Annotated in this window: 22 protein-coding genes and 2 pseudogenes; 9 read left to right on the top strand and 15 right to left on the bottom strand. The window is 71.1% G+C overall.

The window, feature by feature from the left end; genetic code table 11:
- Positions 1 to 85: 85 nt before the first annotated feature.
- The 9 genes and pseudogenes from ACWDSL_RS25365 to ACWDSL_RS25325 form a co-directional block, all read right to left on the bottom strand.
- Positions 86 to 994, bottom strand: a pseudogene (locus tag ACWDSL_RS25365) (phage distal tail protein); the annotation flags it as partial.
- A 1-nt stretch (position 995) separates the two neighbouring features.
- Positions 996 to 2,153, bottom strand: a complete 1,158-nt coding sequence (locus tag ACWDSL_RS25360; RefSeq protein WP_450489052.1) for a hypothetical protein — start codon at positions 2,151 to 2,153, stop codon at positions 996 to 998.
- Positions 2,154 to 2,173: 20 nt separating this feature from the next.
- On the bottom strand, positions 2,174 to 2,830 hold the full coding sequence (locus ACWDSL_RS25355; RefSeq protein WP_450489050.1) for a hypothetical protein: 657 nt from the start codon (positions 2,828 to 2,830) through the stop codon (positions 2,174 to 2,176).
- Between the two features lie 15 nt (positions 2,831 to 2,845).
- Positions 2,846 to 3,226, bottom strand: a complete 381-nt coding sequence (locus tag ACWDSL_RS25350) for a hypothetical protein (protein ID WP_450489048.1) — start codon at positions 3,224 to 3,226, stop codon at positions 2,846 to 2,848.
- Positions 3,227 to 3,240: 14 nt separating this feature from the next.
- Entirely contained in the window at positions 3,241 to 3,531 is a 291-nt protein-coding gene (locus ACWDSL_RS25345) for a hypothetical protein (RefSeq protein WP_089505644.1), read from the bottom strand.
- A 34-nt stretch (positions 3,532 to 3,565) separates the two neighbouring features.
- On the bottom strand, positions 3,566 to 4,141 hold the full coding sequence (locus ACWDSL_RS25340) for a phage tail tube protein (protein ID WP_450489046.1): 576 nt from the start codon (positions 4,139 to 4,141) through the stop codon (positions 3,566 to 3,568).
- A 45-nt stretch (positions 4,142 to 4,186) separates the two neighbouring features.
- Complete coding sequence (locus ACWDSL_RS25335; protein ID WP_014172832.1) at positions 4,187 to 4,594, bottom strand: hypothetical protein; 408 nt, start codon at positions 4,592 to 4,594, stop codon at positions 4,187 to 4,189.
- Between the two features lie 167 nt (positions 4,595 to 4,761).
- The gene (locus ACWDSL_RS25330) at positions 4,762 to 4,959 is read right to left on the bottom strand and encodes a hypothetical protein (protein ID WP_089505642.1); all 198 of its coding nucleotides are present in this window, start codon (positions 4,957 to 4,959) and stop codon (positions 4,762 to 4,764) included.
- Positions 4,956 to 5,573: a hypothetical protein gene (locus ACWDSL_RS25325; RefSeq protein ID WP_450489044.1), complete on the bottom strand. Its 618-nt coding sequence runs from the start codon at positions 5,571 to 5,573 to the stop codon at positions 4,956 to 4,958. Before ACWDSL_RS25325 ends, ACWDSL_RS25330 begins: the two co-directional genes overlap by 4 nt.
- A 252-nt stretch (positions 5,574 to 5,825) precedes the next feature.
- Here ACWDSL_RS25325 and ACWDSL_RS25320 point away from each other — a divergent pair, with 252 nt between their 5' ends.
- The 3 genes from ACWDSL_RS25320 (at position 5,826) to ACWDSL_RS25310 (ending at position 10,966) form a co-directional block, all read left to right on the top strand.
- On the top strand, positions 5,826 to 6,044 hold the full coding sequence (locus ACWDSL_RS25320; RefSeq protein WP_450489042.1) for a three-helix bundle dimerization domain-containing protein: 219 nt from the start codon (positions 5,826 to 5,828) through the stop codon (positions 6,042 to 6,044).
- 232 nt (positions 6,045 to 6,276) lie between these two features.
- Positions 6,277 to 10,809 carry an HAD-IC family P-type ATPase gene (locus ACWDSL_RS25315; protein ID WP_450489041.1) on the top strand — a complete coding sequence of 1,511 codons (4,533 nt, stop codon included), beginning with the start codon at positions 6,277 to 6,279 and terminating at the stop codon, positions 10,807 to 10,809.
- A 25-nt stretch (positions 10,810 to 10,834) separates the two neighbouring features.
- Positions 10,835 to 10,966 carry a hypothetical protein gene (locus tag ACWDSL_RS25310; protein ID WP_450489039.1) on the top strand — a complete coding sequence of 44 codons (132 nt, stop codon included), beginning with the start codon at positions 10,835 to 10,837 and terminating at the stop codon, positions 10,964 to 10,966.
- A gap of 45 nt (positions 10,967 to 11,011) precedes the next feature.
- Here the strand turns inward: ACWDSL_RS25310 and ACWDSL_RS25305 are convergent, their stop codons facing one another.
- From ACWDSL_RS25305 to ACWDSL_RS25290, 4 genes are read right to left on the bottom strand one after another with little or no spacing between them, the layout of a single operon-like run.
- Entirely contained in the window at positions 11,012 to 12,031 is a 1,020-nt protein-coding gene (locus ACWDSL_RS25305; RefSeq protein WP_450489037.1) for a PfkB family carbohydrate kinase, read from the bottom strand.
- Positions 12,028 to 13,521: a purine-cytosine permease family protein gene (locus ACWDSL_RS25300; RefSeq protein WP_450489035.1), complete on the bottom strand. Its 1,494-nt coding sequence runs from the start codon at positions 13,519 to 13,521 to the stop codon at positions 12,028 to 12,030. The genes ACWDSL_RS25305 and ACWDSL_RS25300 overlap by 4 nt, the downstream gene beginning before the upstream one ends.
- Positions 13,522 to 13,547: 26 nt before the next feature.
- Positions 13,548 to 14,552, bottom strand: a complete 1,005-nt coding sequence (locus ACWDSL_RS25295) for an ADP-ribosylglycohydrolase family protein (RefSeq protein WP_450489033.1) — start codon at positions 14,550 to 14,552, stop codon at positions 13,548 to 13,550.
- A 59-nt stretch (positions 14,553 to 14,611) separates the two neighbouring features.
- Positions 14,612 to 15,328, bottom strand: a complete 717-nt coding sequence (locus ACWDSL_RS25290) for a GntR family transcriptional regulator (RefSeq protein ID WP_450489031.1) — start codon at positions 15,326 to 15,328, stop codon at positions 14,612 to 14,614.
- A gap of 184 nt (positions 15,329 to 15,512) precedes the next feature.
- Between ACWDSL_RS25290 and ACWDSL_RS25285 the strand changes: the two genes are divergently transcribed.
- The 6 genes and pseudogenes from ACWDSL_RS25285 (at position 15,513) to ACWDSL_RS25260 (ending at position 23,533) form a co-directional block, all read left to right on the top strand.
- Positions 15,513 to 16,994 carry a short-chain fatty acid transporter gene (locus tag ACWDSL_RS25285; protein ID WP_450489029.1) on the top strand — a complete coding sequence of 494 codons (1,482 nt, stop codon included), beginning with the start codon at positions 15,513 to 15,515 and terminating at the stop codon, positions 16,992 to 16,994.
- Positions 16,995 to 17,187: 193 nt separating this feature from the next.
- Complete coding sequence (locus tag ACWDSL_RS25280) at positions 17,188 to 18,201, top strand: sporulation protein (protein WP_450489027.1); 1,014 nt, start codon at positions 17,188 to 17,190, stop codon at positions 18,199 to 18,201.
- A gap of 268 nt (positions 18,202 to 18,469) precedes the next feature.
- A pseudogene (locus ACWDSL_RS25275) lies at positions 18,470 to 18,922 on the top strand (tellurite resistance TerB family protein); the annotation flags it as partial.
- A gap of 54 nt (positions 18,923 to 18,976) precedes the next feature.
- Positions 18,977 to 19,357 (top strand): ArsR/SmtB family transcription factor, encoded by a 381-nt coding sequence (locus ACWDSL_RS25270; protein WP_450489058.1) that lies wholly within the window; start codon positions 18,977 to 18,979, stop codon positions 19,355 to 19,357.
- Positions 19,358 to 19,602: 245 nt separating this feature from the next.
- A complete protein-coding gene (locus tag ACWDSL_RS25265; RefSeq protein WP_450489025.1) occupies positions 19,603 to 22,995 on the top strand; it encodes a pyruvate carboxylase in 3,393 nt (1,130 codons plus the stop codon).
- A 130-nt stretch (positions 22,996 to 23,125) separates the two neighbouring features.
- Complete coding sequence (locus ACWDSL_RS25260) at positions 23,126 to 23,533, top strand: RidA family protein (protein ID WP_450489023.1); 408 nt, start codon at positions 23,126 to 23,128, stop codon at positions 23,531 to 23,533.
- Positions 23,534 to 23,642: 109 nt separating this feature from the next.
- Here the strand turns inward: ACWDSL_RS25260 and ACWDSL_RS25255 are convergent, their stop codons facing one another.
- Both ACWDSL_RS25255 and ACWDSL_RS25250 read right to left on the bottom strand, forming a co-directional pair.
- Positions 23,643 to 24,833 carry a cytochrome P450 gene (locus ACWDSL_RS25255; protein ID WP_450489021.1) on the bottom strand — a complete coding sequence of 397 codons (1,191 nt, stop codon included), beginning with the start codon at positions 24,831 to 24,833 and terminating at the stop codon, positions 23,643 to 23,645.
- A gap of 107 nt (positions 24,834 to 24,940) precedes the next feature.
- A complete protein-coding gene (locus ACWDSL_RS25250) occupies positions 24,941 to 26,164 on the bottom strand; it encodes a cytochrome P450 (protein WP_450489019.1) in 1,224 nt (407 codons plus the stop codon).
- Positions 26,165 to 26,307 lie beyond the last annotated feature (143 nt).

Genomic DNA, 26,307 nt, shown 5'->3' with positions numbered 1-26,307 from the left:
CGGGGGGGCCACCACCACCACCCCCCCGGCGCGCGGGGCAAAAAAGAAGACCCCCGGGTGGCCGGGGGCGGCCCCCCCCCCCCCACCACTCCGCGCGCCGCCAGGCGATCGTCGCCGTGGCGCCCGCGCCTCCCGACGCGGCCCGGAAGGACAGCTGCGAGGTGCCGGGCGGCAAGGTGAACGACTCCTCCGGAGCGCTTCCCGGGACGGCGGTGTGGCGGCGCGACGCGGTGCCGTTGAACATCACGGTCCCCTCGGCGGTGTCCACGACGAGTTCATCGTCCGGGGCCAGGGTGATCGCGTACTCCAGCCAGTCCCCGCCGGCCCGGTTGGCCAGGCGCGGCCGGGTGCAAGGGCCGGTAAAGGTGATCACCGGATGGGCGGGGGCGCTACCGTCGTTCTCCACGGTGAGGTCGCCCGTGGCGCCGGGCGCGCCCCAGGCAAGCGGCCATACGAGCGGCCAGGTCAGGCCCGGCTCCCGCTGCGGGAGTCCGACGGTGTCCCGCCGCCCCACCGCCTCGTAGCGGCGCGGATCGCTGGCCTTCCACTGGAGCGTCATCTTCGCCAGGCGGCTCGCCGCGAACTGCCGGTCGGTGGGGACGACGCGCTGGGTGACCCGGGCGCGCACGGCCAGCGTCTCGCCGTGCAGCCGCACCGCGAGCCATTCCTCCTCGTCGCGTACGGCGGTGGCCAGGCGCAACGCGCGCAGGGCCTCCCGTACGCCCTCGGGCCCGGAGTCCGGGTCCGGCGCGAACCACACCTGCGCGGTGACCGTACGGGCCTGCGCCCACTGCGAACCCGGCCAACCGCCGTGGCCGACCGGGCGGTCGGCGTCGGACGTGTCCAGGGCGGGCAACTCCTCCCAGCCGGTCAGCCCCTCGGCGGCGATCCAGTAGTCGGTGCCGGGGCCCATCAGCAGCCCGGCCCACTGCACCTGCCCATCGGCGGTGATCAGCGGTCCCGGCTCGGCGGCGGTGATGGTCTCGCTCGCCATGTCACCCCCTGGCCTTCATCAGGAACATCAGATCCTCGGCGGTCTGCCGGGCGCTGGCGCCCGGGGCCTCGTAGTAGTGCTCGATGACGAACCCGCCACCCGGTTTGCCCGCCATGGCGAGCCCGGGCGCGGGTCCGGTACGGGCCAGCAGCGCGTTCAGCCGGTTCAGCGGCAACACGGCCTCGGCCTGCCCGGCCTCGGCGAGCAGCGCGAGGGTGCCCCCGGGGCGGGGCAGCACGATGCCGCCCTGGGCGAGTGTGGGGATGGTGGGCAGGTTCACCCCGAACGACTTGCCACCGATCCCCGGCACCCACGAGGGAACCGAAACCTTGACCCGGTTCAGCGCCCCGATCGCCTGGTTGACCAACCCGATCACCCCGTTCAGCGGCCCCCGCACGGCGCCGAGCACGGCGCTGAACGCACCCCGTACGATCCCCGCCAGCCCGCTGAACGCGCGCTGGATGCCGTTCCTGGTGGCCCGGAACGCGGCGGGGATCTTCTCCGAGAAGAAGGACAGCATGGGGCGGATGACGGCCATGATGGCGTGGATGACCGTGGTGATGATGGTCTTGTAGATGTTGAAGTAGGTCTTCACCACGGTCCAGATGACCTTCAGCACGACCGTGAACGCCACCTTGATGGCATTCCAGGTCGCCTGCACCACCTGTTTCGCCACCCGCATCGTGCTGCCGATGACCTGGCCGACGATTTTGAAGGCCGCCTGGACGATGCGCTGGACCGTCTTGGACTGCATGGCCATGTCGACGAGCTTCATGATCAGCGGCATCAGCAGCGCCATGATGGCCCCGAAGACATTCGACTTCATGGCGGTGTTCAGGCCCTTCTGGGCCGTGGTCACCCCCTGGAGCCCTGTCTTCATCCGCCCCATCAGCCCGCCACCGGTCGCCGCGCTGCGGCCCGCGGTGGTCATGGAACGGCCGCTCTTGGCGACGCTGCGCTCGGCGGCGTTGGCTTCTCGCTGCAGGGTGCGCATGGAGTTGGCGGACTTGTCGACATCGCCCTTGACGCGGCCGACGGCGCTGCCGGCCTGGGTCGCGGTCCGGGCGAACTTGGAGACGCCGGCGTCCGTCTGGCTCACGGTGCTGCGCAGGCCGCGGAAGCCGGAGAGGGATCTGTTGAGCGCTTGCACGAGCGACATCGGTCACCCTTCCGGCCCTGTCACTCCAGAGCCTGTACGAGTCGGTTGATTCGTCCTTCCAGGGCGCGGATGGCCTGCTCGGCCTCGCGGATGTTGCGCACGTCCACGGTTCGCTCCCGGCCGGTCGGTCTGCCTGCCGCCGTCGCGGCGCTGCGCTGTTGTCCCAGCGCACGCCGAGCCTGCGCCTCGGCGTGGTCCGCCTTCTCCTCGGCGGCCTCGGCCTGGCCGGCGGCTCGTTCGGCGGCGTGTTTCGCACCGGCGACGGCCGTCTCGGTCGACGACTTGAGGGCGGTCAGTTCCCCCCGGACGCGGAGGATCGTACGGGCGAGAGAGGTACGCGTCGCCGCCACCCGCTGCTCCACGGCCTTGATGGACGCCTTGAGCGATTCCGGGTCCAGACCGCGGGCCTTGTCGCGCATCTCCTGCATGTCGAACAGCGTCTTCTCGGCGTTGAACAGCTTGAAGCCTGCGGAGGCGCCGGTGACTTCGGCGGATCCCCACTTGGCGGCCGTGGTGATACCGGTGACCTCTGCCTTCAGGGCGTTGGCCTCGGAGTTCAAGCCGGTGATCGCCTGCTTCACCCAGGCGTGTTCGACATTCCACTCCTTGAGCTTCTTGTCCAGGGTCTTCCGCAGGTCCTGGACCGATCCGAGCAGGTCCCGCACGGTGTCGCCCATCGTCCCTCCCGCAGGTCAGCCGAAGAATCGCGCCAGCTCCGACGCGGTCGGCCCCGGGTCGTCTGGCTGCCCGCCCGACGCTTCCGCGGCCTCCGCGCCCGGCCGGGGCACCGGCACCGGCGCCTCCGGCGGGTCCGCGTACTCGTCGCGGTTGACCGACGCGTACATCCAGTTGGCGATCGCGAGGTGGTCGACCACCGCCGCCAGCAGATGGTCCGTCAGCCGCCACTCCGCGGCCTCGCCCTCCCGGGCCCGGACGAACGCCGAGTCCGGCGGCAGATGGCGGACCAGGACCGACAGCCGCCGCGAGGACAGCGTCTCCCGGTGCCAGTCGAGCAGATCGACGCCGTAGTACCGCAGCAGATCGGCCTCCAGCGCCTCGGCGTGCTCCTCCACGAGCGCGCCGAGGCTCAGCCTTCCCCCACGCCGAGCCCGGTGTCCTGGCCGTACGCCTCGAGGATCGCGGCGATGTCCTGCACGCTCACCTCGTGTTCGCACAGCCGCTTGTAGCTCTCCTCGCCCATGAGCAGGGCGAGCAGCCCGTCCAGGTCGTTGTCCTTGAGCTCGGCGAGGGCGTGCGCAGAGCGGCGGGGGATCTCGGTGGGCAGGGAGAACGTCTCCCCGTCGACCTCGAAGTCCCAGGTCTGGCCCAGGGCTTCCAGGCGCTGGGCGCGAGCGGCGTTGACATTGAACGGGGGCATGGACGGCGGCTCCTTCGCTGTAACGGTGGTGGGGTCAGGACCCGGCGAAGGCCGGGTCGTTCATCAGCCAGGTGGCCAGCGGGGTGTCGTTGTCCACGGACAGCGCGGTGAAAGTGACGCCGAGGCGGACCGCGGCCGTGCGGGTGAGCTGGAGTTCTTCGGTCTCGGTGACCTGGCCCCTGCGGATGATGAAGCGGTACTTGATGACATCGCCGTCCGCGAACTCCACGCCGAGCATCCGCTCGTCCTTCTTCGGCTCGGCGTCGAGTTCGTAGCGGTACACCTTGGAGCCGGCCGCGGTCTCCGTCACCGCGTCGCCGCCGAAGAAGAACGGCAGGGTGTCCTCGTTGAGCTGGAGCAGCTGGAACTTCACCGTCAGGTCGCGGTCGGAGTAGACGAAGCGGGCCGGGCTGACCGACTGCCAGGTGTCCACCGGGTCGATCTTGTCCTTCTTGTTGAACTTGATGCCGTCGGTGCTGGTGTACCCGAGGTCCTTCCAGGCCGCCGCCCACGCCGTGGACACGTCGGCCGGGACGGTGGTTCCGAGCGGGGCGGTCAGGATGCGGCCGGTCCCCGCTACACGGATCTCGTTGGGGTTCATTCCGGGCATGCGTGGCTCCTTGTGACGAGATGTGGATGAGCGGCAAGCGGGCGGCTACGCCGGGCGGATGGAGAGCCGGGCCGTGGACAGATAGCGGCTGGCCGCGGCGTGGAGGTGGTCGGGCAGCCAGCGGGGGCCGTCCACCTCGGTGATGTCGGTGACAAAGGCGGTGCCGAACGTGGTGCCGCGTACGGTGAACAGCGCCGTACGGGCGGCCGTGGCCACGGTGTGGGCGGTGGGTTTGTCGGGGCCGTACACCTCGAGGTCGACCAGCGGCTGGTCCAGGTGGATGTCCTCCACCCAGACGCCGCCCGCGCGGGAGACCAGAACGGCCTTCTGGGTCCCGTCGAAGTCGGGCGGGGTCCGGTTGTCCACCAGGACCCCGGCCAGTTCTGGGCGGTTCTTCAGATGCTCGACGACGAGGCGTTCGACATCAGGAAAGATCACCAAGGGCTCGGTCATGCGCGCACTCCTTGCTGTTGTCAGGGGCTGCGCACAGCGAAAAGCGGCGGGACCGTGGCCCGTTTCCATGGGCACAGCTCCGCCGCTGTCGCCAAGTGTGACGCAACTCGGGCCCACGCACAACCACTTGTCGTCACTTATCGCTATATGACCAAGGGGCCCGCAGGTCACATGCGTCGCCGGGCGGCACGCTCGGCCGCGAACACATCCTCCAGCCGGTAGAGGAACGCCTTGCCCTGGCGACCCGCGGGCCGCAGCCGTTCCAGCTGCACCCACTTACGGATGGTGGCCGGGGTGACACCCACCTCCAGGGCGGCCAGGTCGGCGGTCACCAGTGCCTCCTCGGGCGCCCGAGCGGTCCTCATCGGCCCACCGCCCCGGCGGTGGACCGGCCGTCCAGGGCGGCGGTGATCTCCTCCAGGGCCATCCCGCCCCGCCCGATGAGCTCTCCCCATTCGGCCTCCGGCCAGGAGTGCCGATGTGTCCGGTCCTCGTGGCAGCCGCAGTCCGGTTGCGGACACCGGCAGCCGGGGTTGATGCACAGCACCGCCCCGCGCAGCGGAAAGGCCCGCAGCGAGACCGACGCGCACAGCGGACATCTGCCGCGCAGCCGCACCACGGGCTCGGCGTCCCCGAGCGCGTCGGAGCAGCGTCGCGCCATTCCGCCGACCTCGTCCAGCAGATGCCGCATCAGCACCGGGTCGGTCTCGACCCGGTCCAGCAGCCCCACGAGGCGGCCCAGCCTGACCTCGACCGATCCCTTGCCGGCGGGCGGCAGCCCCAGCCGGTCGTGGACGGCCTCCTCGAGCTCCACCACACCGTCGGTGATGTCCCGTACGGTGTCGCAGACCCGCATGCGCAACGGCGCCGAGGGTCCGTGCCGGTCGGCGCCCCCGCGCCGCCGCCCGAGCCCGGGGCGGTGCGGGGAGGGTGCCAGCTCCGCCCGCAGCTCGGGGAATTGCCGCGCCAACACGGCCATCCAGTGGCTCGCTCTGATGCGGTCAGGGTGCGCAAGTGCGTCATTGCTCAACAGAATCCCCCATGTCTCTCTGCCCCCTCGCCCACTAGGAACCGCGGACGACGCGGAAGGGTTCCTACCGGAATGGTGCGCTTGTAGGGGCGCCGGCCGCCGACCCACTTGTCGACCGCTGGTGACGATCCAGCCCGCGGGTGAACATGGGAACGTAGGCAGCGCGCGGCGCTGTTGGGCCCCTCCTGGTTGGTGACGCCCATGCATGGACACAACGCTCCCGGGGAAACGGAGCGCGATGCCGTCCTGATGGTCGCCGAACGGCTGAAGGCCGTATACGCGGGCAGGTGTGCTCCGCAGGAGATCGATACCGCCGTGGCCACGGCGTACGCTGCATTGCGCGACCGGCCGGTGCGCGCGTTCATTCCGGTCCTCGTGGAGCGCAGGGTACGCCGCATGCTGAAAGGCCCCGCCAACTGATCCGAGCGGCCGCCGGGGCTCCGGCAGGACGGTGCAGCGGGGATGTGCACATACTGAGGGAATGAAGGGCGCCGCCCGTCGGGACGGTGCCGTGTCAGTGGCCACCAGTGGTGGAGGCCATGTGATCGTGAGCCTGCTTTCCGGGGCCGTCCGGAGTGCCGCGGGGGCGGTGACGGCAACTCCCGTAGTGCTCTCGGCACTCGGGCGGATGCTGACGCCGCGGACGCGTCGTATGTGGCAGGTTCCTGGCGGGGTGCAGATCGAGGTCCGGTACGTGCGGCGGCCCGGAGCAGCCGAGTTCGCGCGTGGGCTGGAGGCCCGGCTGGGTGAGGTGCGCGGAGTGGGCCGGGCGGAGGTGAACGGGACGCTCGGCTGCGTGTTCGTCGGCTGCGAACCGGACGGAAGCGAACCGGGCGGAAGCGATCTGGACGGAAGCGACCTGGAATCCGCCGTCCGCCTCGTCACGGAAGCCGAGGCGGAGGCCGAGGCCGCCGCCCGGGAGACGGCCCGCGGGGAGGGCGGGGGCAAGGCCGGCGCCGACAGGGTGCGGATCCCGCGCGCGGTCGGTTTCCCCGGTGGCCCCGAGGCGCAGGTCGGTGCCGCGGTCCAGGTCGCCGGGAGTCTGGTGGCCTTCGGCGTGGCGGTGGTGGGGCGGATCGCCAGGATCCCGGGTCTGCCACCGGCCGTTCCGGCCCTGCTCGAGCTCACGGAGGCCACTCCTCGGCTGCATGACGCCGCCGCCCGCAAGCTGGGCGCGGCGGCTGCCGATGTCGGCTGGGCGACCGCGAACCTGATCACCACGACGCTGACGTTCCGCCCGCTGGGCCCCGTCGTATCCGGTCTGCTGGCCGCCGTCCGGTACACGGAGGCGAAGGCCCGGCGCCAGGCGTGGCAGGACTGGGCGCTGCGGCTGGGCGGGCGCGACGGGGCGTACCGCCACGACGCCGCTCCGGCCCATGAGCGGCCGACGCCGCTGCCGCAGGGGCCGGCCGGACGGTATGCGCATGCGGCCGTCCCGGCGGCGGTGGCGGGTTACGGCGTCACGGGAGCCCTGAGCCGCAGCCGTGACCGGGCGCTGGCCTCGATGATCGCGGGGATCCCGAGAGCCGCCTGGTCCGGCCTTGAGACCTTCGCCGCCACGGTGGGACAGTGCGCCTCCGACCGGGGAGCCCTCGTGCTGCGCCCGGAGGCGCTGCGCCGGCTCGACCGTATCGATACGGTCGTCCTCGACGCGCGTGTGCTGGCCACCGGTACATGGACGGTCGGCACGGTGGCGCCCCTGGCGCCCGGCGGGACCGCGACCGTGGGTCCTGACCTCGATGAGATCCACGCCGTGATCCACGAGCTGATCGACGGCACCGACCCGGCGCAGCCCCTGGAACAGGGTGGCTGGGCCCTGCGGCCGCTCACCGAGCGCCAGGACGCGGAAGCGGAGCCGCCTGGGCAGGCGGAAGCGGAGCTGCCCGGGGAGGCGGTCGCCCTGGCCGAGGGGTGGGCCGAGCAGGGCGCGCGGGTGCTGCAGGTCGTCCGGGACGGCCGCCTCGTCGCGGTCGCGGGCCTGGTGCCGCAGTTGCAGCCGCTCGCCGAGCATCTGGTGCGGGCGGCGCGCGAATGCGGCCGGGTGGTGCTCGCGGGCGGTCCGCCCGGCCTGCACCGCCGCTTCGGACTGGACGAGGCCGTGCCCACCGGCGGCACCCGTACGGCCGCTCTGGTCCGCTCCCTCCAGGGCGAGGGCCGCGGTGTCGCCGTGGTCGCCACCCGTACCGGACGCGCCCTGGCCCAGGCCGATCTGGGCATCGGGGTGTCCGGTGGTCTGCGCCGGGTGGCGTGGGACGCGGATGTCGCCGCGCCGCCCGATGTGGCACATCTGCTGCTGACCGCTGTTCCGGACGCCCGCAGGCTGAGTCGGCTGTGTGTCCGTATCGAAGCGGTCGGCGCCCTCGCGGGTGCGACGTTGGCCCTGGCCCTTCCTCGGCGTGGCGCCTGGGCGCGGGCCCGTGTCGTGAGCGACGGTACGGCCATCGCCGGGATCGGGACGGGTGTCTGGGCGGGATGGGCGCTGCGCAGCCATCCCGCCCCCGCCGCGGTCGAGCGGACGCCCTGGCATGCCATGACGGTACGTCAGGTGATCGCCCGGCTCGGCACATCGTCCCGGGGGCTCGACGAGGCCGAGGCCGGGCGGCGCCGTCGGTTCGACGGGCACGAGCGGCCGACCGCGGCCGTCACCCTGGTCGGGAGGGTCGCCGAGGAGCTGGCCAATCCGCTCACGCCCGTCCTCGCGATCGGCGGCGGCATCTCGGCGGCGCTCGGCTCCGTACTGGACGCGGTGCTCATCGGTGTCGTGCTCGCCGTCGACGCGCTGGTGGGCGGAGCCCAGCGGCTGGGCGCCGACCGCGCGGCGGAGCGGCTTGTCGAGGCGACCTCGGCCCGGGCCCGGCTGCGCAGGGCGGGCCGGGCCGGCCTCGCCGAGACGTCCGCCGACCACCTGGTGAGCGGCGATGTCATCGAGCTGCGCGCCGGTGACGCGGTCCCGGCCGACTGCCGGGTGCTCGAGGCGACGGGCCTGGAGGTGGACGAATCGAGCCTCACCGGCGAATCACAGCTCGTGCTGAAGTCGCCCGCCCCGACCGCGGCGAGGGCGGTCGCGGACCGGCACTCCATGCTGTACCAGGGCACGACGGTGGCGGCGGGCAGCGCGCTCGCCGTCGTCGTCGCCACCGGAACCGCCACCGAAGCCGGCAGTGCCGCTCAGGCCGCCCCGGCGGGCGCGCTCCCGGAAAGCGGTGTGGAACACCGCCTGAACACTCTGGGCCACTGGTTCCTGCCCCTGTCCATCGCCTCGGGTGTCACGCTGTTCCTCGCCGACCTCACCCGCAGGCGGCCGCTGGGCGCGGCCCTGGGCTCGGCGGTCAGCCTGTGCGTCGCCGCCGTACCCGAAGGTCTGCCCTTCGTCGCCACCGTCGCGGAACTGGCCGCGGCCCGCCGGCTGTCCACCCGTAACACCCTGGTGCGCAGCGCCCCCACCATCGAAGCGCTCGGCCGCACCGATGTGCTGTGCTTCGACAAGACCGGCACGCTCACCGAAGGCAGAATCAGCCTCCAGCAGGTGTCCGACGGCCTTGAGCGGCGCACGCTCGACGCGCTCACCCCGCGGCTGCGGCGGATCGTCGCCACCGCGGCCCTCGCGGGGCCCGTCGGCCCGACGTCGGCGCTCACCCACCCCACGGACCGTGCCATCGCCTCGGGGGCCGAGCGGGTCGGCGCCGCCCCGGCCCCGGAGGGGCGGGAGGCGGCGGACGGCTGGCAGCGGCTGGCGGAGCTGCCGTTCGAACCGGGGCGCGGATATCACGCCGTACTCGGCCGGGCCGAGGGCCGTACGCGGCTGGTGGTCAAGGGCGCGCCCGAGGTCGTCCTGACCCGTTGCGTACAGGTCAGGCGCAACGACACCACCATGCCGTTCACCGCGAGGCTGCGGGAGGCGGTCGACCGGGACATCGACCGCCTGGCGCGGCGCGGCCTGCGGGTGCTGGTGGTCGCCGAACGCATCGGCCCGGACACCGTCGCCGACACTCCCCCGGCCCTCGACGACACGGACGTCAAGGGGCTGCGGCTGCTGGGCCTGCTGGGTCTTGCGGACCCGGTACGGGCCACCGCCGCCGAGAGCGTCCGCCGGCTGACCCGGGCCGGCGTACGGGTCGTCATGCTGACCGGGGACCACCCGAGCACCGCCGCCGCGATCGCCGGTGAGCTGCAGCCGGACGAGGGGCTGCGGATGATGACCGGAGTGGAGATGGACGCGCTGGACGACGCCGCCCTCGCCGAGGCGTTGCCCCGGATCTCGGTCTTCGCCCGGGTCACCCCCGCCCACAAGGTGCGCATCGTCACCACGCTGCGCTCGGTCGGCCGGGTGGTGGCCGTGACCGGCGACGGCGCCAACGACGCCCCCGCCATCCGGCTCGCCGACGTCGGCATCGCCATCGGCTCCCGGGCGACCCCGGCGGCGCGCACCGCCGCCGATGTGGTGGTCACCGACGACCGCATCGAGACCGTCGTCGATGCCATCGTGGAGGGCCGCGCCATGTGGGCCTCGGTCCGCAAGGCGCTGGGCATCCTGCTCGGCGGCAACCTCGGGGAGATCGCCTTCGTCCTGACGACCTCCATGTTCACCGGACGAAGCGCGCTCAACGCACGCCAGTTGCTCCTCGTCAATCTCCTCACGGACATGCTGCCGGCCATGGCCATCGCCGCCCGTCCTCCGGCGGGCAGGGCAGAGAAACTGCTCGCGGAAGGGCCCGAGGTGTCCCTGGGCCGAGCCCTCACCCGCCACATCCGCCTGCGCGCCACCCTCACGGCGCTCGCGGCGGGCTGCGCATGGGCCGTCGCCCGGGCGACCGGCACCAGGGCCCGCGCCGACACCGTCTCCCTGGTCGCGCTCGTCGCCTCCCAGCTGCTGCAGACCCTCGCCGACGCGGGCCGTGATCCCGTGGTCGCCCTCGCCGCCGTCGGATCCCTCGTGGCCCTCGGCCTGGTGGTCGCGCTCCCCGGCCTCAGCCACTTCTTCGGCAGCCGGCCCCTGGGCCCGGTCGGCTGGACGATCGGGCTGGCAGCGGCGGCGGGCCCCGTCGTACTGCCCGCCGCGTGGCACTTCCTCACCGCTCGTATGCGCTCCGACACGGACGCCGGAATGACACCGACGGTTCACCTGACGGTCCCTTGCACTCCATCCGTACGAAGCTCCGGCACCGCACAAAGGAGCGGTAAGTGAAGCATGCACAAGAAAGGCGGCTGTCATGCCGCAGTTGTTCACCACCCTCCTCACCAAGGCCGCGGTCGCCGTACTCGAGGCGCTGCTCATGCGCCTGCTCGTCCAGCTCTGGAACGCTTTCGCCTACCGCGGTCGCCCGATGACGGCCGCGGCCTGAGGCACCGCTTCCAGAAGGACGCCGCGCTACCGCCGGAGCGCCGCGTTACCGCCGGAGCGCCGAGGACAGCAGCGCGGCGGGCGGATCGCCGTCGAGGAAGTCGAAGAGCTCGTCGACGGTCGGTCCGGTGGCGGGGCCGTGCCGGGTGACCGCGAAGGCGGCCGCGGCGTTCGCGCCCTGTGCGGCGGCGATCGGGTCGAGCCCATGGCCGAGGAAGGCCAGGAAGGCTCCCGTATGGGCGTCGCCCGCGCCGTTGCTGTCGACCGCGGTCACGCGGCGGCCGGGGAGGTGCAGCGGCTCGCCGCCCGGCGGGACCAGCCAGCAGCCGGCCGCGTCGGCCCGCAGCAGCACCCCGGTACGGGGGCCGACCCGGGCGGCGAGCGCGGCCGCGCCCCCGCGCGCGTCGGCCAGACCGGTCAGCAGCCTTCCCTCACGCTGGTTGCAGCTGACCCAGTCGCAGCGCGCCAGGACGGGTGCCAGCACCTCCTGCGGAATCTGGTCGACCAGGGGGCCCGGGTCGAGGCAGACCCGGGTGTGCTCCGGCAGCCGCGCGACCAGCGACGCCAGGATCGGGCCGTTGACCGGGTAGGCGAGCCCGTATCCCGAGATCTGCACCATGTCGCCGGGGCGCAGCGCGGCGAGCACGGCCGTGGCGTCGGCCTCTGTCAGCCGGGCCTCCGCGCCGAGGCTGGTGGCGAAGGTGCGCTCGCCTCCGTCGTCGACGAAGGCGACGCAGAATCCGGTGTCCGCCTCCGCGACCCGGTCCAGCACCATCTCGATGCCCGCCCTGGCGAGGTCCGCCCGCACCCGGTCGCCGAACGGCCCGGTGCCGTGGGCGCCCGCGTACAGGGTCGGCAGGCCCAGCCGGCGGGCGGCGGTGAGGACGTTGAATCCGCCGCCCGTGGTGAGGTTGGTGTCCTGGGACACGGTGTCGCCGCCGCGTTCGGGCAGTGCGGGCACGCGCATCACCAGGTCGACGATGGCGTTGCCGACCAGGACCAGCCGGCCGCCCGTGGGCTCGCCGGGGACGCCGTCCCGGGCGCTGGGGTTCACCAGCCCGTTCATGAGAGCTCCCGCGTGGCCGGGGCGGACAGGACCTGCTGCTGGGGACGCTGTCCGGCGGCCTCTTGGCGGACGGTGCCGTCCAGCCTGCGCAGCAGCGCGTAGACGCCGGCCGAGAGGGTCAGTGTCACAACCCACCCGAGCCCGTTGGAGCCGATCCAGCTGTGTGCGAGCGGCCCGGAGAACCACACGTCGGTCGGGCCGGTGCTCGCCTCCGTGAACAGCAGGCCCACCACGATGGCCATCGCCCAGGCGATCATCGCGGCCCAGGCGACCCCGCCCCGGAACCAGTAGCGGCTGGAGCGCCCGACGTCCATCAGGGCCGCGCTGTCATACGACCGGCGGACGATGAGGTCAACGGCGAAGACGCCCACCCAGGCGTTGATCGGCACGGCGAGAAGGGTGAGGAAGGTGATGAACGGGCCGTAGAAGTCCTTGGCGATCAGGATGAAGTAGATCCCGCCCGCGAAGGTGACGATCACGTCCAGGCCGACGGCGAGGGTGCGCCGGACCCGTATGCCCAGGGTGATCATGGTGAGTCCGGCCGAGTAGACGGACAGGTGGTTGGAGAGCAGCAGCCCGCCGAAGGCGGCGATCAGATACGGGATGGACATCCAGGTGGGCAGCATCGCGTTGATGGCCGAGACCGGATCGGAGGCGGACGCGAGGTCCGGCTCACCCGCCGCGAGCAGTGAGCCCAGCGAGATCAGCACGACCAGCGGAATACCGGCGCCGAACGCGGACGCGGCCACGAGCCGCCCGCCGGGGATCCGCCGGGGCAGATAACGGGCGTAGTCGGCGCCGGTGTTGGCCCAGCCGATCCCGGTCCCGGCGGCGATCATGCCGACGCCCACGACCATCGCGCTCACCGGACCGGCCGGCGCGTGGCCCACCTTGCCCCAGTCCACGGTGGCCGCGAGAAAACCGATCACCACCAGGTTGAGCAGGCCGAAGACATAGCTGGCCCATCTGTTGATCCACATGATGGTGGCGTGTCCGAGGCCGCTGATCAGCAGGGTGCAGCCGATGAAGACCAGCAGACAGACCACGGTGAGCACGGTGTTCCGCCGGATGCCGAAGGCGACGTCGAGCAGCGCCAGCAGGGCGAAGGCGGCCGTGGTGGTGTTGATGGTCTCCCAGCCGAGCCGGCTCATCCAGGTGACCAGCGTGGGGCCCGCGTTGCCACGGACCCCGAACACCGCCCGGGACAGCGTGAGGGCGGGCGCCCCGCCTCGCTTGCCGGCGATGCTGAGCGCGCCCACCAGGGCGAAGGAGCCGAAGGACCCGAGCACGGCCACGACGGCCGCCTGCCAGATGTTCAGACCGCGGAAGCTGACCAGAGCCGCGCCGAGCGGCAGGCCGAGGATGCTGATGTTCGCGGCGAACCAGGTCCAGAACATCTGTCCGGCGTGGCCGTGGCGCTCGGTGTCCGGAACCGGCTCGATGCCACGGGTCTCCACGGAGCCGACGCGGTCGTTCTCAGAAGCCGCCATGGTGGTACCTGTCTTTCTGTACGGGGTCAGGCCGGGCCGGCGCGCAGCGCGAGCAGGGCGGTGGCCAGCGGTTCCAGGTCGAGGCCGTTGACCGAGCGCAGGGTGGCGAGGGCATCGGCGGGCAGTCCCGAGGCCCCGCTGATGGCTCCGGCGATGGCGCCCGCGATGGCGCCGATGGTGTCGCAGTCGCCGCCGAGGTTGGCCGCCAGCAGACACGCCCGCCAGGGGGAGCCCTCGGCGAGGGCCAGTACGGCGAAGGCCGCGGGGACCGACTCCTGGCTGGCGACGCTGGTGCCGACCAGGTCGCAGACGCGGTCCAGGGCCTGGTCCTCGGGCAGACCGCGGACCAGGTCCACGGCCCAGCGGATACGGGCGGCGATATCGGCACCGGCGACCCAGTGGCCGCGCTCGGCGCCGGCCTCGGCCGCCGTGATCGCCGCGGCGAAGGCGTCCTCCAGGTCTCCGCCGTCGATGCCCCGGCTGACGGCCGCCGCCACGGCGGCCGCGGAGGCGATGCCGATGCCGGTGTCATGGGTGACCTGGCAGGCCGCCGCCACCCGGTCGATGAAGGGCTCCAGCGGGGTGGCGGGGAAGGCGACGCCGACCGGGGTGATCCGCATGGCCGCGCCGTTGGTGGCCCCGGACTTACCGGCCTCCTCCGGCGGTACGCCGCGGGACACGGCCTCCAGGGCGGCCTTGGTGGAGGGGCCGAGCAGATCGAAGGAGCCCTTGGCCTTCATGGCACGCTCCCACTCCAGGAGTTCATGCGCGAGCCGCCGCGGGTCGACGCGCCCGCCGTCCTCGGTCAGCAGCCGGCCGACGATGAGGGCCTGGTCGGTGTCGTCCGTAACCGACCCGGCGGGCATTCCGGCGCTCACCGGGTTGTCCGCCGGACCGGCTTCAAAGCCGGTGACGGTGCCGAACCGGGCGGTGATCGACCGCCGGGACATGATCTGGGTGGGCATGCCCAGGGCGTCGCCCATGGCCAGGCCGTACAGGGCGCCGAGCGCGCGGTCGTGCTGGTGGTTCATGCGGGGCTTTCTGTCGGTGTGCGGAGGTACGTCGGGCGCGCCATGGGGCACGGGCCGGCTCACTGGGGCGGTTCGCCGAAGCCGAGGTGCAGTTGGAAGCGGCCGGGGTCAAGCAGGCTGGTCACCTGCTCGACGATCCGGCCGTCCGCTCCGCGGCTGACCCGGCGGGTGTTGAGCCAGACCTCTCCCTCCGGGCGGCGGAGCAGTGTCGCCTCTTCGGCGGCCAGTGGCCTCACGGACGCCCACTCGTCGCCATGCGTGGCTTGCAGTCCGGCCGCGGCCAGGGTCTTGGTCAGCGAGTCGTCGAGAAGCCCGCGGACCGGGACGTCGCCCAGCGTCGGGACCAGCGGAACCCTGCTGCGCTCCAGCGAGACAGGAGTGCCCTCGGGCAGCACGCGCAGCCGGTCGAGCGCCATGAACTCGCTGCTCTCCAGCCCCAGGTCCGCCGCCAGTCCGGCATCGCGCACCGCTTCGAGACGGAGCACCTCCGTGGTGATCCGGGCGCCCTGGTCGGCCAGGGCCCTGGTCCATCCCAAGCTGTTGTCCAGCAGGCTGCCGTCGAAGGCGACGAACGAGCCGACGCCCGCGTGCGTGGAGATCAGCCCTTGTTTGCTGAGCTCGTCCAACGCCTGGCGGACCGTGGTCCGGCTGACCGCGAAGCGCCGGGTGAGCGCGTGTTCGCCGGGCAGCCTGCTGCCCGGTTCCAGAACGCCGCTGTGGATCTCACGGGCCAGAACGCGGGCGATGCGCTGATGCTTGAGGACCTGTTTAGGCATGTCTGGAAGCTAGCCATACATGTCCAGTCCTGTCTAGTACGAGTTTTTCTATCCGTCATTGCCGGTGATCGATAGGGAGGCTCCACATGGTGTGGCGGCAACCGGTGTGCGATCTCCCCATTGCCTCGTTCACCGGCTCCCCATGAGGATCTTGCGCACCCTGCCCCGCGATCAGGAGATGCGTATGCCCACGAACCCCCTCAAGACGTCGGAAGCAGAGGCGAGCCGTGAGGAAACCTGGCTTGCCCGGCTGGCGTTGCGGTTCACCCGCTTCTCCGAGAAGTGGCTGCCCGATGCCCTCGGCTTCGTCCTGATCGGCACCTTCGTGGTCCTCGCCCTGGGGCTCGCCTCCGGGGAGAGTCTGCTGGGCAAGCCGAGCGACCCGGAAGCGACCAGCGGCTTCGGCCTCGTGGACGCATGGGGCAAGGGTTTCTGGTCACTTATCGAGTTCACCCTGCAGATGGCGATCATCGTCATCGCGGGCTACGCGGTCGCGGTCTCGCCGCCGGTCGCCCGCCTGATCGCCCGGCTCGCCGCCGTGCCCAAAACCCCGCGCGGCGCCATCCCGTTCACCGCCGCAGTCGCCATGGCCACCTCGTATGTGAACTGGGCCTTCAGCCTCGTCTTCACCGCCATCCTCGCCAAGGAGATCGCCCGCCGACTGCCCGGAGTCGACTACCGCGCCATCGGGGCCATGGCCTTCCTCGGTCTTGGCACCGTATGGGCCCAGGGCCTGTCGGGATCGGCCGCGCTGCAGGTGGCCAGCGCGGTGTCCAGCCCCGCCGCCGTGCAGAAGATCATCGCCGAGGGGCGTGGCGGCAGCGGGGTCATTCCGCTGACCGACACCATCTTCCTCTGGCAGGGCATCGTGGCCACGTTGGTCGTCTTCGTGGTCGCGGTCACCATGGCGTGGTTCCTGGCCCCGTCACCGGAGCGTGCGATGACCGCGGAGCGCCTTGGTATCGATCTCGGTCCCGCGCTCCGTACGAAGAGCCCGGACTCCCGGCGCAGCCGCCCCGGCGAGTGGGTCGAGTACAGCCCGACCTTCACGATCGCGCTCTTCGTACTGGGCCTGTGGTATCTGGTCCGCCACTTCACCCAGGCCAAGGGCAATGCGCTCAACGCGCTCGATCTGAACACCGTCAACCTGATTCTGATCCTGCTGGCCCTCATCCTGCACTGGCGGCCCGTACACCTCGCCCGCGCCTTCCGGGAGGGAGCGCCTGCCGCCTCTGGCGTGTTGCTGCAGTTCCCCTTGTACGGCGGCATCTTCGGGATGATCGCCTTCACCGGACTGCACCAGACCATCGCCGACTGGCTGGTGTCGGTGTCGAACGAATACCTCTACCCGGCCCTCATCGGCGTCTACAGCTGTGTGCTCGGGGTGTTCGTACCCAGTGGCGGTGGCAAGTGGGTGGTCGAGGCGCCGTACGTCCTCGGGGCGGCCAACGAACTCCATGTGAACCAGGGGTGGATGGTCGTGGTGTACGACCTCGGCGAGGCCAGCGCCAATCTGCTCCAGCCGTTCTGGATGCTTCCCACCCTCGCCATCCTCGGCCTGAAGGCGCGCGACATCATGGGCTACACCTTCGCCATGTTCCTCGCACTGTTTCCCACGGTGCTCGTCCTCGTGACGCTGCTCGCTCAGACCCTGACCTTTCCCTGACCGGCGACGGTGTCCCGGATCTCGACGGCGACCGCGGTGAGTCCGGCCTCGGTCTTCTGGTCGTTGATGGCGAAGCCACGTTTGCGCACCGAACTGGCAGCCCTGGAGGCGACCTGACCACCCGCCAGGTCGGTCTATGCTTCTACATGCGTGTAGATCAGAACCCCACATGTATGAAGGAGTGAACGCCGCGATGGTGTTCAAGCGACTGCTCGGCTCGCTCGGTGTCGGTGGCCCCACCGTGGACACGGTCCTGGAGGGCGGGCCGGTGCGTCCCGGTGGTCCACTGAGCGGGCAGGTCCATCTCAAGGGCGGATCCTCGGACTTCGAGATCGAGCAGATCACCCTGGAACTGGTGGCCCGGGTCGAGGCCGAGCACGAGGACGGGGAGCACGAGGGCGTCGTCGTCTTCGACCGTTTCACGGTCGGCGGCGGGTTCCGGCTCGCCGAGGGCGAGCACCGTAGTGTGCCGTTCTCCGTCCACATCCCGTGGGAGACCCCCGTCACCGAGCTGTACGGGCAGCCGCTGGGCATCATCATGGGGGTGCGCACCGAGCTCGAGGTGAAGGGCGCCAAGGACAAGGGCGACCTGGACCAGCTGACCGTGGGCCCACTGCCCGCACAGGAAGCCGTCCTGGAGGCGTTCGGGCAGCTCGGCTTCGGCTTCAAGTCGGCCGATCTGGAGCTGGGCCACATCGGCGGCACCGGCCAGACGCTGCCGTTCTACCAGGAGATCGAGCTCGCCCCCGCCCCGCAGTACGCGCACGCGGTCAACGAGATCGAGGTCACCTTCCTCGCCCACCCCGGCGGTATGGAGGTGGTCCTGGAGGCCGACAAGCGCGGCGGGCTCTTCTCCGGCGGCCACGACGCCCTCAACCGCTTCACCGTCAGCCACGACGGGGTCGAGCACCGCGACTGGAACGCGGAGGTCGACGCCTGGGTCCGGCAGCTGGTCGACAGCCACGCATCGCATGGCCAGTACGGCACCCCCTACGGGCAGGGTTACGCCCACCACGACGGCCACGACGGCCACGACGGCCACGACGGCCACGGACACGACGGGCAGCACCGCTCAGGGCCGAGCACCGGCGCGGTGGTCGCGGGCGTCGCGGCCGGGGTCGCGGTCGGTGTCGTCGGCGGAATCGTGGCCGCCGAGGTCGTGGACGAGATCGGCGATGCCTTCGAGGACGAGGAAGAGGACGACTGAGCCGACCCAGGGCCACACCGTCATCGGCGGCCCCGACGGCAACGTCGACGACAACGCCGACATGACCGCGTGACCGCGTGACCCAAGGAGTAACCAGGAACCGGAGGGGGCGTACGCGCACCCCCGCTACGCCCCCTCCCCCGGCCGCCCTGGACATCCGGCTACGATCGACTCACCCTCCGCTACGGCTTCCTTTCCGGTAGCTCTCTACATACCTGTAGATTCTGTTTCTTCCTCATCTGGCGGAAGTACTGGCAAGGAGATACGGATGGCGCTGTGGGACCGCATCAAGGACTCGGCCCAGATGATGCAGGCCCAGCTCACGGCGAAGAAGAACGAGTTGCAGAGCGGGGCATTCCGGGACGCGAGCATGGCGATGTGCGCCCTGGTGGCGGCGGCGGACGGCACGATCGACCCGTCCGAGCGACAACGCGTCGCCCAGCTCATCACCACCAACGACGTGCTCCAGCACTTCCCGCCGGACGATCTGCACCACCGCTTCGAGGAACACCTCGACAAGCTCACCGAGGACTTCCCCCTCGGCAAGGTGAGCGCCATGAAGGAGATCGGCAAGACGCGGAGGAAGCCCGCGGAGGCACGAGCCGTCATCCAGATCGGCATCGTCATCGGCTGCGCCGACGGCTACTTCGACGACAGCGAACGGGCCGTCGTCCGCGAGGTCTGCACGGCCCTGGACATCCCGCCGACCGAGTTCGACCTGCACCGCGCGCTCCGCGCTCCCCGCCGATACCGATCCCTGGACGAGCTTCCCCAGGTGGCCGACGACCGGCCGTCGCCACGAGCGGACTCGGGTACGGCACAGGCGGTGCGCCCCGAGGCCGCCATACCGGACGACGACCTTCAGGTCTTTCTCAAGGCACTGGCCAGCACGACGCGCCAGAAGCTCTATTCGCACTTCGCGGACGGGGAGGAGCTGACGGTCGGCGAGGTGGCCGAGCGTGCCGGACTCGGCCCGTCGACCACCTCCGAGCACCTTGCCGTCCTCCGCCGCGGAGGTCTGCTCCAGTCGACGCGTACCGGCAAGCTGGTCCGCTACCGGGCCGACCAGGAGGGCATCGCCGAACTGCTCGATCAGCTCCACTCCTACCTGCTCTCCCCTTCGGAACCGCGGGACACTCGCGCTTCCCAGAGCTAGCGGCGAGTACCCAGGGGAGCACCTCTGGCGGCACCGGGTGCCACATGCGGGGCGAATGGCGGTCGATTCAGGCCCGTCGGCGCGCCCCGATTACGACCGATTTCGTCGCCTCTGTAACGCATATTCCCCGCAATCGAGCGCACCGCCTCCCTTTTCATTGGCACCTGGTGCCACTAACGTTCACATGGCTTCCAGGGTGCGATGAAGAGCCGATCGACGGCCCGACCGAACAAGGGGGGACAGCGATGTTCCGGAAGATCCTCGTTGCCAACCGTGGTGAAATCGCGATTCGGGCGTTCCGAGCCGGCTATGAGCTGGGCGCGAAAACCGTCGCCGTGTTCCCGCACGAAGACCGCAACTCGTTGCACCGGCTGAAGGCCGATGAGGCGTACGAGATCGGTGAACCGGGGCATCCGGTACGGGCCTATCTGTCCGTGGAGGAGATCGTCCGCGCGGCGCGAGCGGCGGGCGCGGACGCGGTCTACCCCGGGTACGGATTCCTGTCCGAGAACCCCGCCCTCGCGCGTGCGTGCGAGGAGGCGGGCATCACGTTCGTCGGCCCTGACGCGCAGATCCTGGAGCTGACCGGGAACAAGGCGCGGGCGGTGGCCGCGGCCCGGGCGGCCGGTGTCCCGGTGCTCGGCTCCTCACAGCCCTCCACCGATGTGGACGAACTGGTCCAGGCGGCGGAGGAGCTCGGCTTCCCGGTGTTCGTCAAGGCCGTGGCCGGCGGTGGCGGACGCGGTATGCGACGGGTCGAGGACCGGAGGGCGCTGCGCGAGTCCATCGAGGCGGCATCCCGCGAGGCCGCCTCCGCGTTCGGCGACCCGACCGTCTTCCTGGAGAAGGCCGTCGTCGAGCCCCGCCATATCGAGGTGCAGATCCTCGCCGACGCGCAGGGCAACGTCATGCACCTCTTCGAGCGTGACTGTTCGGTGCAGCGTCGGCACCAGAAGGTGATCGAGCTGGCGCCCGCGCCCAATCTCGACCCGGAGCTCCGGACGCGGATCTGCGACGACGCGGTGAAGTTCGCCCGGCAGATCGGCTACCGCAACGCGGGCACGGTGGAGTTCCTGCTCGACCGTGCCGGGAACCATGTGTTCATCGAGATGAACCCGCGGATCCAGGTCGAGCACACGGTGACCGAGGAGGTCACCGACGTCGACCTGGTGCAGGCACAGCTGAGGATCGCCTCCGGTCAGACGCTGGCCGATCTCGGTCTTTCGCAGGAGACCGTCACGCTGCGCGGTGCCGCGTTGCAGTGCCGGATCACCACCGAGGATCCGGCCAACGGTTTCCGCCCGGACACCGGCATGATCAGCGCGTACCGCTCGCCGGGCGGCTCGGGCATCCGCCTGGACGGCGGCACCGCCCACGCCGGTACGGAGATCAGCGCGCACTTCGACTCGATGCTGGTCAAGCTGACCTGCCGGGGCCGGGACTTCGACACCGCGGTCGGCCGCGCCCGGCGTGCCGTGGCCGAGTTCCGCATCCGCGGGGTGGCCACGAACATCCCGTTCCTCCAGGCCGTACTGGACGATCCGGACTTCAGGGCCGGGCGGGTCACGACGTCGTTCATCGAGCAGCGCCCGCATCTGCTGACCGCACGGCACTCCGCCGACCGCGGTACGAAGCTGCTCACCTACCTCGCCGACGTCACGGTGAACAGGCCCCACGGCGAGCGGCCGGCGCTGCTCGACCCGACCACCAAACTGCCGCTGACCCCCGCCGCCGCCGAACCGGCTGCCACCGAACCGCCTGCCGGCTCCCGGCAGAGGCTCACCGAACTCGGTCCCGACGGCTTCGCGCGGTGGCTGCGCGACTCGCCGACCATCGGGGTGACCGACACCACCTTCCGTGACGCCCATCAGTCGCTGCTGGCCACCCGCGTACGGACGAAGGACCTGCTCGCGGTGGCCCCGGTGGTGGCACGGACGCTGCCGCAGCTGCTGTCCCTGGAGTGCTGGGGCGGCGCCACCTACGACGTCGCACTCCGCTTCCTCGCCGAGGACCCCTGGGAGCGCCTGGCCCAGCTGCGCGAGGCGGTTCCGAACATCTGCCTGCAGATGCTGCTGCGCGGCCGTAACACCGTCGGCTACACCCCGTACCCGACCGAGGTGACCGACGCCTTCGTCGAAGAGGCCACGAACACCGGTATCGACATCTTCCGGATCTTCGACGCCCTCAACGACGTCGGGCAGATGCGCCCCGCCATCGACGCCGTACGGAACACCGGCACCGCGATCGCCGAGGTCGCGCTGTGCTACACCGCCGATCTCTCCGACCCGTCGGAGAAGCTGTACACCCTCGACTACTACCTGAGGCTGGCCGAGCAGATCGTGGCCGCCGGCGCGCACATCCTGGCTGTCAAGGACATGGCCGGGCTGCTGCGCGCCCCGGCCGCGGCCAGGCTGGTGTCCGCGCTGCGCCGGGAGTTCGACCTGCCGGTGCATCTGCACACCCACGACACCGCCGGCGGCCAGCTCGCCACCTATCTCGCGGCGATCCAGGCCGGTGCGGACGCGGTGGACGGGGCGGTGGCCTCCATGGCGGGCACCACCAGCCAGCCGTCACTGTCGGCGATCGTGGCCGCCACCGACCACTCCGACCGGCCCACCGGTCTTGACCTCCAGGCCGTCGGCGACCTGGAGCCGTACTGGGAGACCGTACGCGCCGTCTACGCCCCGTTCGAGGCCGGTCTGGCCTCGCCGACCGGACGCGTCTACCACCACGAGATCCCCGGCGGACAGCTGTCCAATCTGCGCACCCAGGCCATCGCGCTCGGCCTCGGCGACCGCTTCGAGGAGGTCGAGGCGGTGTACGCCGCCGCCGACCGGATGCTCGGCCGCCTGGTGAAGGTCACCCCCTCGTCGAAGGTGGTCGGCGACCTGGCACTGCACCTGGTCGGGGCCGGCGTGGCGCCGGAGGACTTCGAGGCCGAGCCGAACAAGTACGACATCCCCGACTCGGTCATCGGCTTTCTCCGCGGCGATCTCGGCACCCCGCCCGGCGGCTGGCCGGAGCCGTTCCGCACCAAGGCGCTGCTGGGCCGCCCGAACCCCAAGCCGACCCCCGGGCTGTCCGCCGAGGACCGTGCACTGCTGGAGAAGGACCGGCGCGCGACGCTGAACCGGCTGCTGTTCCCCGGGCCGACCAAGGACTTCGCCACCCACCGCCAGAACTACGGCGACACCAGCCTGCTGGCCAGCAAGGACTTCTTCTACGGGCTGCGCCCGGGCAAGGAGTACGCGGTGGACCTCGAGCCCGGTGTCCGGCTGCTCATCGAGCTCGAAGCGATCGGCGAGGCCGACGAACGCGGGATGCGTACCGTGATGTCCTCGCTCAACGGCCAACTGCGGCCGATCCAGGTACGGGACACCTCCGTGGCGTCCGACATCCCGGCGACGCAGAAGGCCGACAAGGCAAACCCCGGCCATGTCGCGGCCCCCTTCGCCGGCGTCGTCACGCTCACGGTCGCCGAAGGGGACACGGTCGAGGCCGGTGCCACCGTGGCCACCATCGAGGCGATGAAGATGGAGGCCACCATCACCGCCCCCAAGGCGGGGAAGGTGTCCCGTCTCGCGATCAGCCGGGTCCAGCAGGTCGAGGGCGGTGACCTGCTCGTCGAGCTCAGCTAGAGCCGCCCCCGGGGGCGCCTCGGTCACCATAAGGTTCCTCAGTCACCGAAAAGTGCGTTCTTCCATGTCAGCGGCCACTCTCCTAAAGTTCCCGAGTAACCACAAGAGAGCACGCAAGGAGACTGGCAGCATGGCCATCACTCTGGTGAACCCCGACGGATTGCCCAAGATCGATGTCTACCGGCAGGTGTCGATCGCATCCGGGTCGAAGCTGGTCTTCATCGCCGGGCAGGTCGCCTGGGACGCCGAGGGGAACACGGTCGGCGAGGGCGACCTCACCGCGCAGGTCGAACAGTGCTACCTCAACATCGGCACCGCCCTCGCGGGGGTCGGCGGCTCCTTCGACGATGTGGCGAAGCTGACCGTCCACGTCGTCGACTGGACGCCCGACAAGATGCCCGCGCTCCTGGAGGGGATCTCCCGGGCGGCCGCGAAGCTGGGGGTCACCCCGACCCCGCCGGCCACGCTGCTGGGCGTTGCGGCACTGGACGTACCCGACCATCTCGTCGAAATCGAAGCCACCGCGATCCTCGACTGACAGCGCCCTGCCGCGCGGCGCCGCCATCTCGGCCGGGACGCCACGAGGAAGGCCGCTCCCGGAAGTCGGGAGCGGCCTTTGCGACGCTGCGGTCACGCCGTCGGGGTCGTCACGGGAGTGTCAGCCGCAGCGACTCCATCCCGATGTTGGCGCGTACCAGCCTGGCCCGGGGCGAGGTGCCCTCGGCGATGGCGTACTCCGGAATCCGGCGGTGCCACTCCTCGAAGAGGAGCTGCATCTCCAGACGTGCCAGATGCGTACCCAGGCAGCGGTGCACGCCGACGCCGAAGCTGGTGTGCGGATTGTCCGGGCGGTGGAAGTCGATGTCATGGGGGCGCGGCCAGCAGGTCTCGTCCCGGTTGGCCGTGGTCAGATGGGTGTTGACCAGGGTCCCGGCCGGGACGGGGCAGCCCGCGATCTCGACGTCCTCGGTGGTGACCCGGGGCAGGAACGGGGCCGGTGGGTCGAGCCGCAGCAGTTCCTCCACGGCGGCCGGGACGAGGGAGGGGTCCTCGGCCAGCTCCCGGCGCCGCTCGGGGTGGGTGGCCAGCCGTTCCATCGCGAGACTGAGCGCGTCGGTGACGGTCTCAAGCCCGGCGAGCACGAGCATGAGGCAGACCCCCATGGCTTCCGTGTCGGAGAGGTGGTCGTCGCCGTCGATGGCCAGGATCTCGCTGAGGATGTCGTCGCCGGGCCGGGCGCGGCGGGTCTGTATCAGCTCCCCCAGATAGTTGCCCAGGGCCATGGTCTGTTCCACCCTGGCGGCGCGCTCCTCGTCGGTGAGGGCCAGCTCGCCGACGGCGTCGGCGGTGAGTTCGAGGGCGGCGTTCTTCGACTCGATGAAGCGGTCGCGGTCGTCGAGCGGTAACCCCAGCAGGGAGAGCAGCGCCTGCGCCGGGAAGGGGACGGCGATATCGGCGACGAAGTCGCAGCCGCCACGGGGCTTCACGGCCTCCACGAGGTCGATGGCCTGGGCGCGCAGCGACTCCTCCAGGGCCCGGATCCGGCGCGGGCCGAAGAAGGGCTGCAGGATCCGCCGGTAGTGGGTCTGCTCGGGCGGGTCGAAGGCGAGGGGGATGAGGGGATAGCCGGTCTCCACGGCGTCGAAGGCCTTCTTGGCGGAGAACCGGTTCGGCTCCTTGAGCACCGCCTTGACGGCGGCGAGGCTGGTCACCGCGAGGCCGTCGTCCATGGGCGCCGGCTCCGGGCGGGCCATCAGCATCCGCCAGGCGTCGTCCCGCCGCTCGGCCACCGGGAGGTCTCTGACTACGCGCACGGTGTCGCTGTCAACACTGGTCATGGGCAGTAGATCCGTTCATGGTCGCTCTCGCTGTTCATGGAGTTGGAGATGGCGCGGGGGTGCCGGTCCGGTGGCTCACTTCCGGTCCGGGCCCGCGTTCGCACGGCTCAGACCCGGACCGGCATCCGGGCCGCGCCGCGCAGGCTGAGCAGACCGTTCCACTCGACGTCGCCGTCCAGGCTCAGCGCGGGGAACCGCCGCACCAGCTCACCGATGGCCACCCTGCCTTCGATCCGGGCCAGCGCCGCACCGAGGCAGTGGTGGATGCCGCCGCCGAAGGCCAGATGGCGGCGCGCGTTCTCCCGCTCCAGCCGGAGCTCTTCCGCGTCGGGGCCCCAGAACGTCTCGTCGCGGTTGGCTCCGGCCAGGTTGGCGAGGATGAACGATCCGGGCGGGATCTCGAATCCGTCGACGTGGTAGGTCTCCAGCGTCACCCGCCTGCTGTTGTGTACGGGGGCGTCGTAGCGCAGCAGTTCCTCGACCGCGTTCTCGATGAGGTCCGGCGTGTCACGCAGGAGCTTGAGCTGGTCCGGATTGCGCAGCAGCGCGAGGGTTCCGCCGGAGAGCAGGTTCACGGTCGTCTCGTGGCCCGCGACGTACAACATCGCCACCTGGGCGACCAGTTCGTCGTGGGTGAGCGCGTCCCCGTCGTCCTCGGCGGCGATCAGTGCGGTGAGCAGGTCGTCGGCGGGGTTGTCACGCTTCCAGGAGACGGCCTCGCCGACCAGGGCGAACAGCTCCGCGTCGGCCGCCTCGACGGCCCTCATCACCTCCACGTCGGTGGTCGGTTCGACGGAGCGCATCAGGGTGTGGGAGAGCAGGCGCAGTCGGTCGTTGTCGGTCGGCGGCATGCCGAGCATCTGCGAGATCACGGTGAACGGCAGCGGGAACGCCAGCGCCTCGACCAGGTCGACCGTGCCGGCTTCGGCGATGGCGTCGAGCGCGTCGTCGACGAGCGAGCGGATCCGCGGCTCCATGGCCTTGATGGCTCGTGGGGTGAACGCTTTGGAGACCAGTCTCCGCAGCCGGGTGTGGTCCGACGGGTCCCGGTCCAGCAGGGCCAGCCCCTTCAGCCGCGGCTCGTCCGTGACGCCCGCGTTCGTATACGCGTCGCGGAACGGCCCCGGGGCGACATGGCGCTGCTCGACGGAGAGCCCGGAGCGCAGCAGGGCGTCCACGTCCTCGTAGCGGGAGAGCATCCAGAAGCCGCCCGGATGCTCATGGACCGGCACATGCCGGCGCAGCTCGGCGTAGTGCGGATAGGGATCTTCCATGAACTCCGGCGTGAACGGGTTGAAGATGACGGGCTCGCTCTGCGGTGGGGTGCTCACAGTCAACTCCTGTTCCGAGCTTGCGTGCGCACGCGTCGGCTTCCGCGTACGGCGGGTGAGGGGCAACGGACCGGCCACGGAAAGGCGAGGAACAACGTCGTCGCAGACAAAGGGAATAACTACGCCTTTACATCTTTCCCCCG

This window comes from Streptomyces sp. NPDC000941 (genome assembly GCF_053599555.1).
This window is presented reverse-complemented; position numbering and strand designations above follow the sequence as displayed.

Coding starts and splice junctions, on each gene's coding strand:
- ACWDSL_RS25360 (WP_450489052.1), bottom strand. CDS start 2,153: ATGTCGCTCGTGCAAGCGCTCAACAGATCCCTCTCCGGCTTCCGCGGC.
- ACWDSL_RS25355 (WP_450489050.1), bottom strand. CDS start 2,830: ATGGGCGACACCGTGCGGGACCTGCTCGGATCGGTCCAGGACCTGCGG.
- ACWDSL_RS25345 (WP_089505644.1), bottom strand. CDS start 3,531: ATGCCCCCGTTCAATGTCAACGCCGCTCGCGCCCAGCGCCTGGAAGCC.
- ACWDSL_RS25340 (WP_450489046.1), bottom strand. CDS start 4,141: ATGCCCGGAATGAACCCCAACGAGATCCGTGTAGCGGGGACCGGCCGC.
- ACWDSL_RS25335 (WP_014172832.1), bottom strand. CDS start 4,594: ATGACCGAGCCCTTGGTGATCTTTCCTGATGTCGAACGCCTCGTCGTC.
- ACWDSL_RS25330 (WP_089505642.1), bottom strand. CDS start 4,959: ATGAGGACCGCTCGGGCGCCCGAGGAGGCACTGGTGACCGCCGACCTG.
- ACWDSL_RS25325 (WP_450489044.1), bottom strand. CDS start 5,573: ATGGCCGTGTTGGCGCGGCAATTCCCCGAGCTGCGGGCGGAGCTGGCA.
- ACWDSL_RS25320 (WP_450489042.1), top strand. CDS start 5,826: ATGCATGGACACAACGCTCCCGGGGAAACGGAGCGCGATGCCGTCCTG.
- ACWDSL_RS25315 (WP_450489041.1), top strand. CDS start 6,277: ATGTGGCAGGTTCCTGGCGGGGTGCAGATCGAGGTCCGGTACGTGCGG.
- ACWDSL_RS25310 (WP_450489039.1), top strand. CDS start 10,835: ATGCCGCAGTTGTTCACCACCCTCCTCACCAAGGCCGCGGTCGCCGTA.
- ACWDSL_RS25305 (WP_450489037.1), bottom strand. CDS start 12,031: ATGAACGGGCTGGTGAACCCCAGCGCCCGGGACGGCGTCCCCGGCGAG.
- ACWDSL_RS25300 (WP_450489035.1), bottom strand. CDS start 13,521: ATGGCGGCTTCTGAGAACGACCGCGTCGGCTCCGTGGAGACCCGTGGC.
- ACWDSL_RS25295 (WP_450489033.1), bottom strand. CDS start 14,552: ATGAACCACCAGCACGACCGCGCGCTCGGCGCCCTGTACGGCCTGGCC.
- ACWDSL_RS25290 (WP_450489031.1), bottom strand. CDS start 15,328: ATGCCTAAACAGGTCCTCAAGCATCAGCGCATCGCCCGCGTTCTGGCC.
- ACWDSL_RS25285 (WP_450489029.1), top strand. CDS start 15,513: ATGCCCACGAACCCCCTCAAGACGTCGGAAGCAGAGGCGAGCCGTGAG.
- ACWDSL_RS25280 (WP_450489027.1), top strand. CDS start 17,188: ATGGTGTTCAAGCGACTGCTCGGCTCGCTCGGTGTCGGTGGCCCCACC.
- ACWDSL_RS25265 (WP_450489025.1), top strand. CDS start 19,603: ATGTTCCGGAAGATCCTCGTTGCCAACCGTGGTGAAATCGCGATTCGG.
- ACWDSL_RS25260 (WP_450489023.1), top strand. CDS start 23,126: ATGGCCATCACTCTGGTGAACCCCGACGGATTGCCCAAGATCGATGTC.
- ACWDSL_RS25255 (WP_450489021.1), bottom strand. CDS start 24,833: ATGACCAGTGTTGACAGCGACACCGTGCGCGTAGTCAGAGACCTCCCG.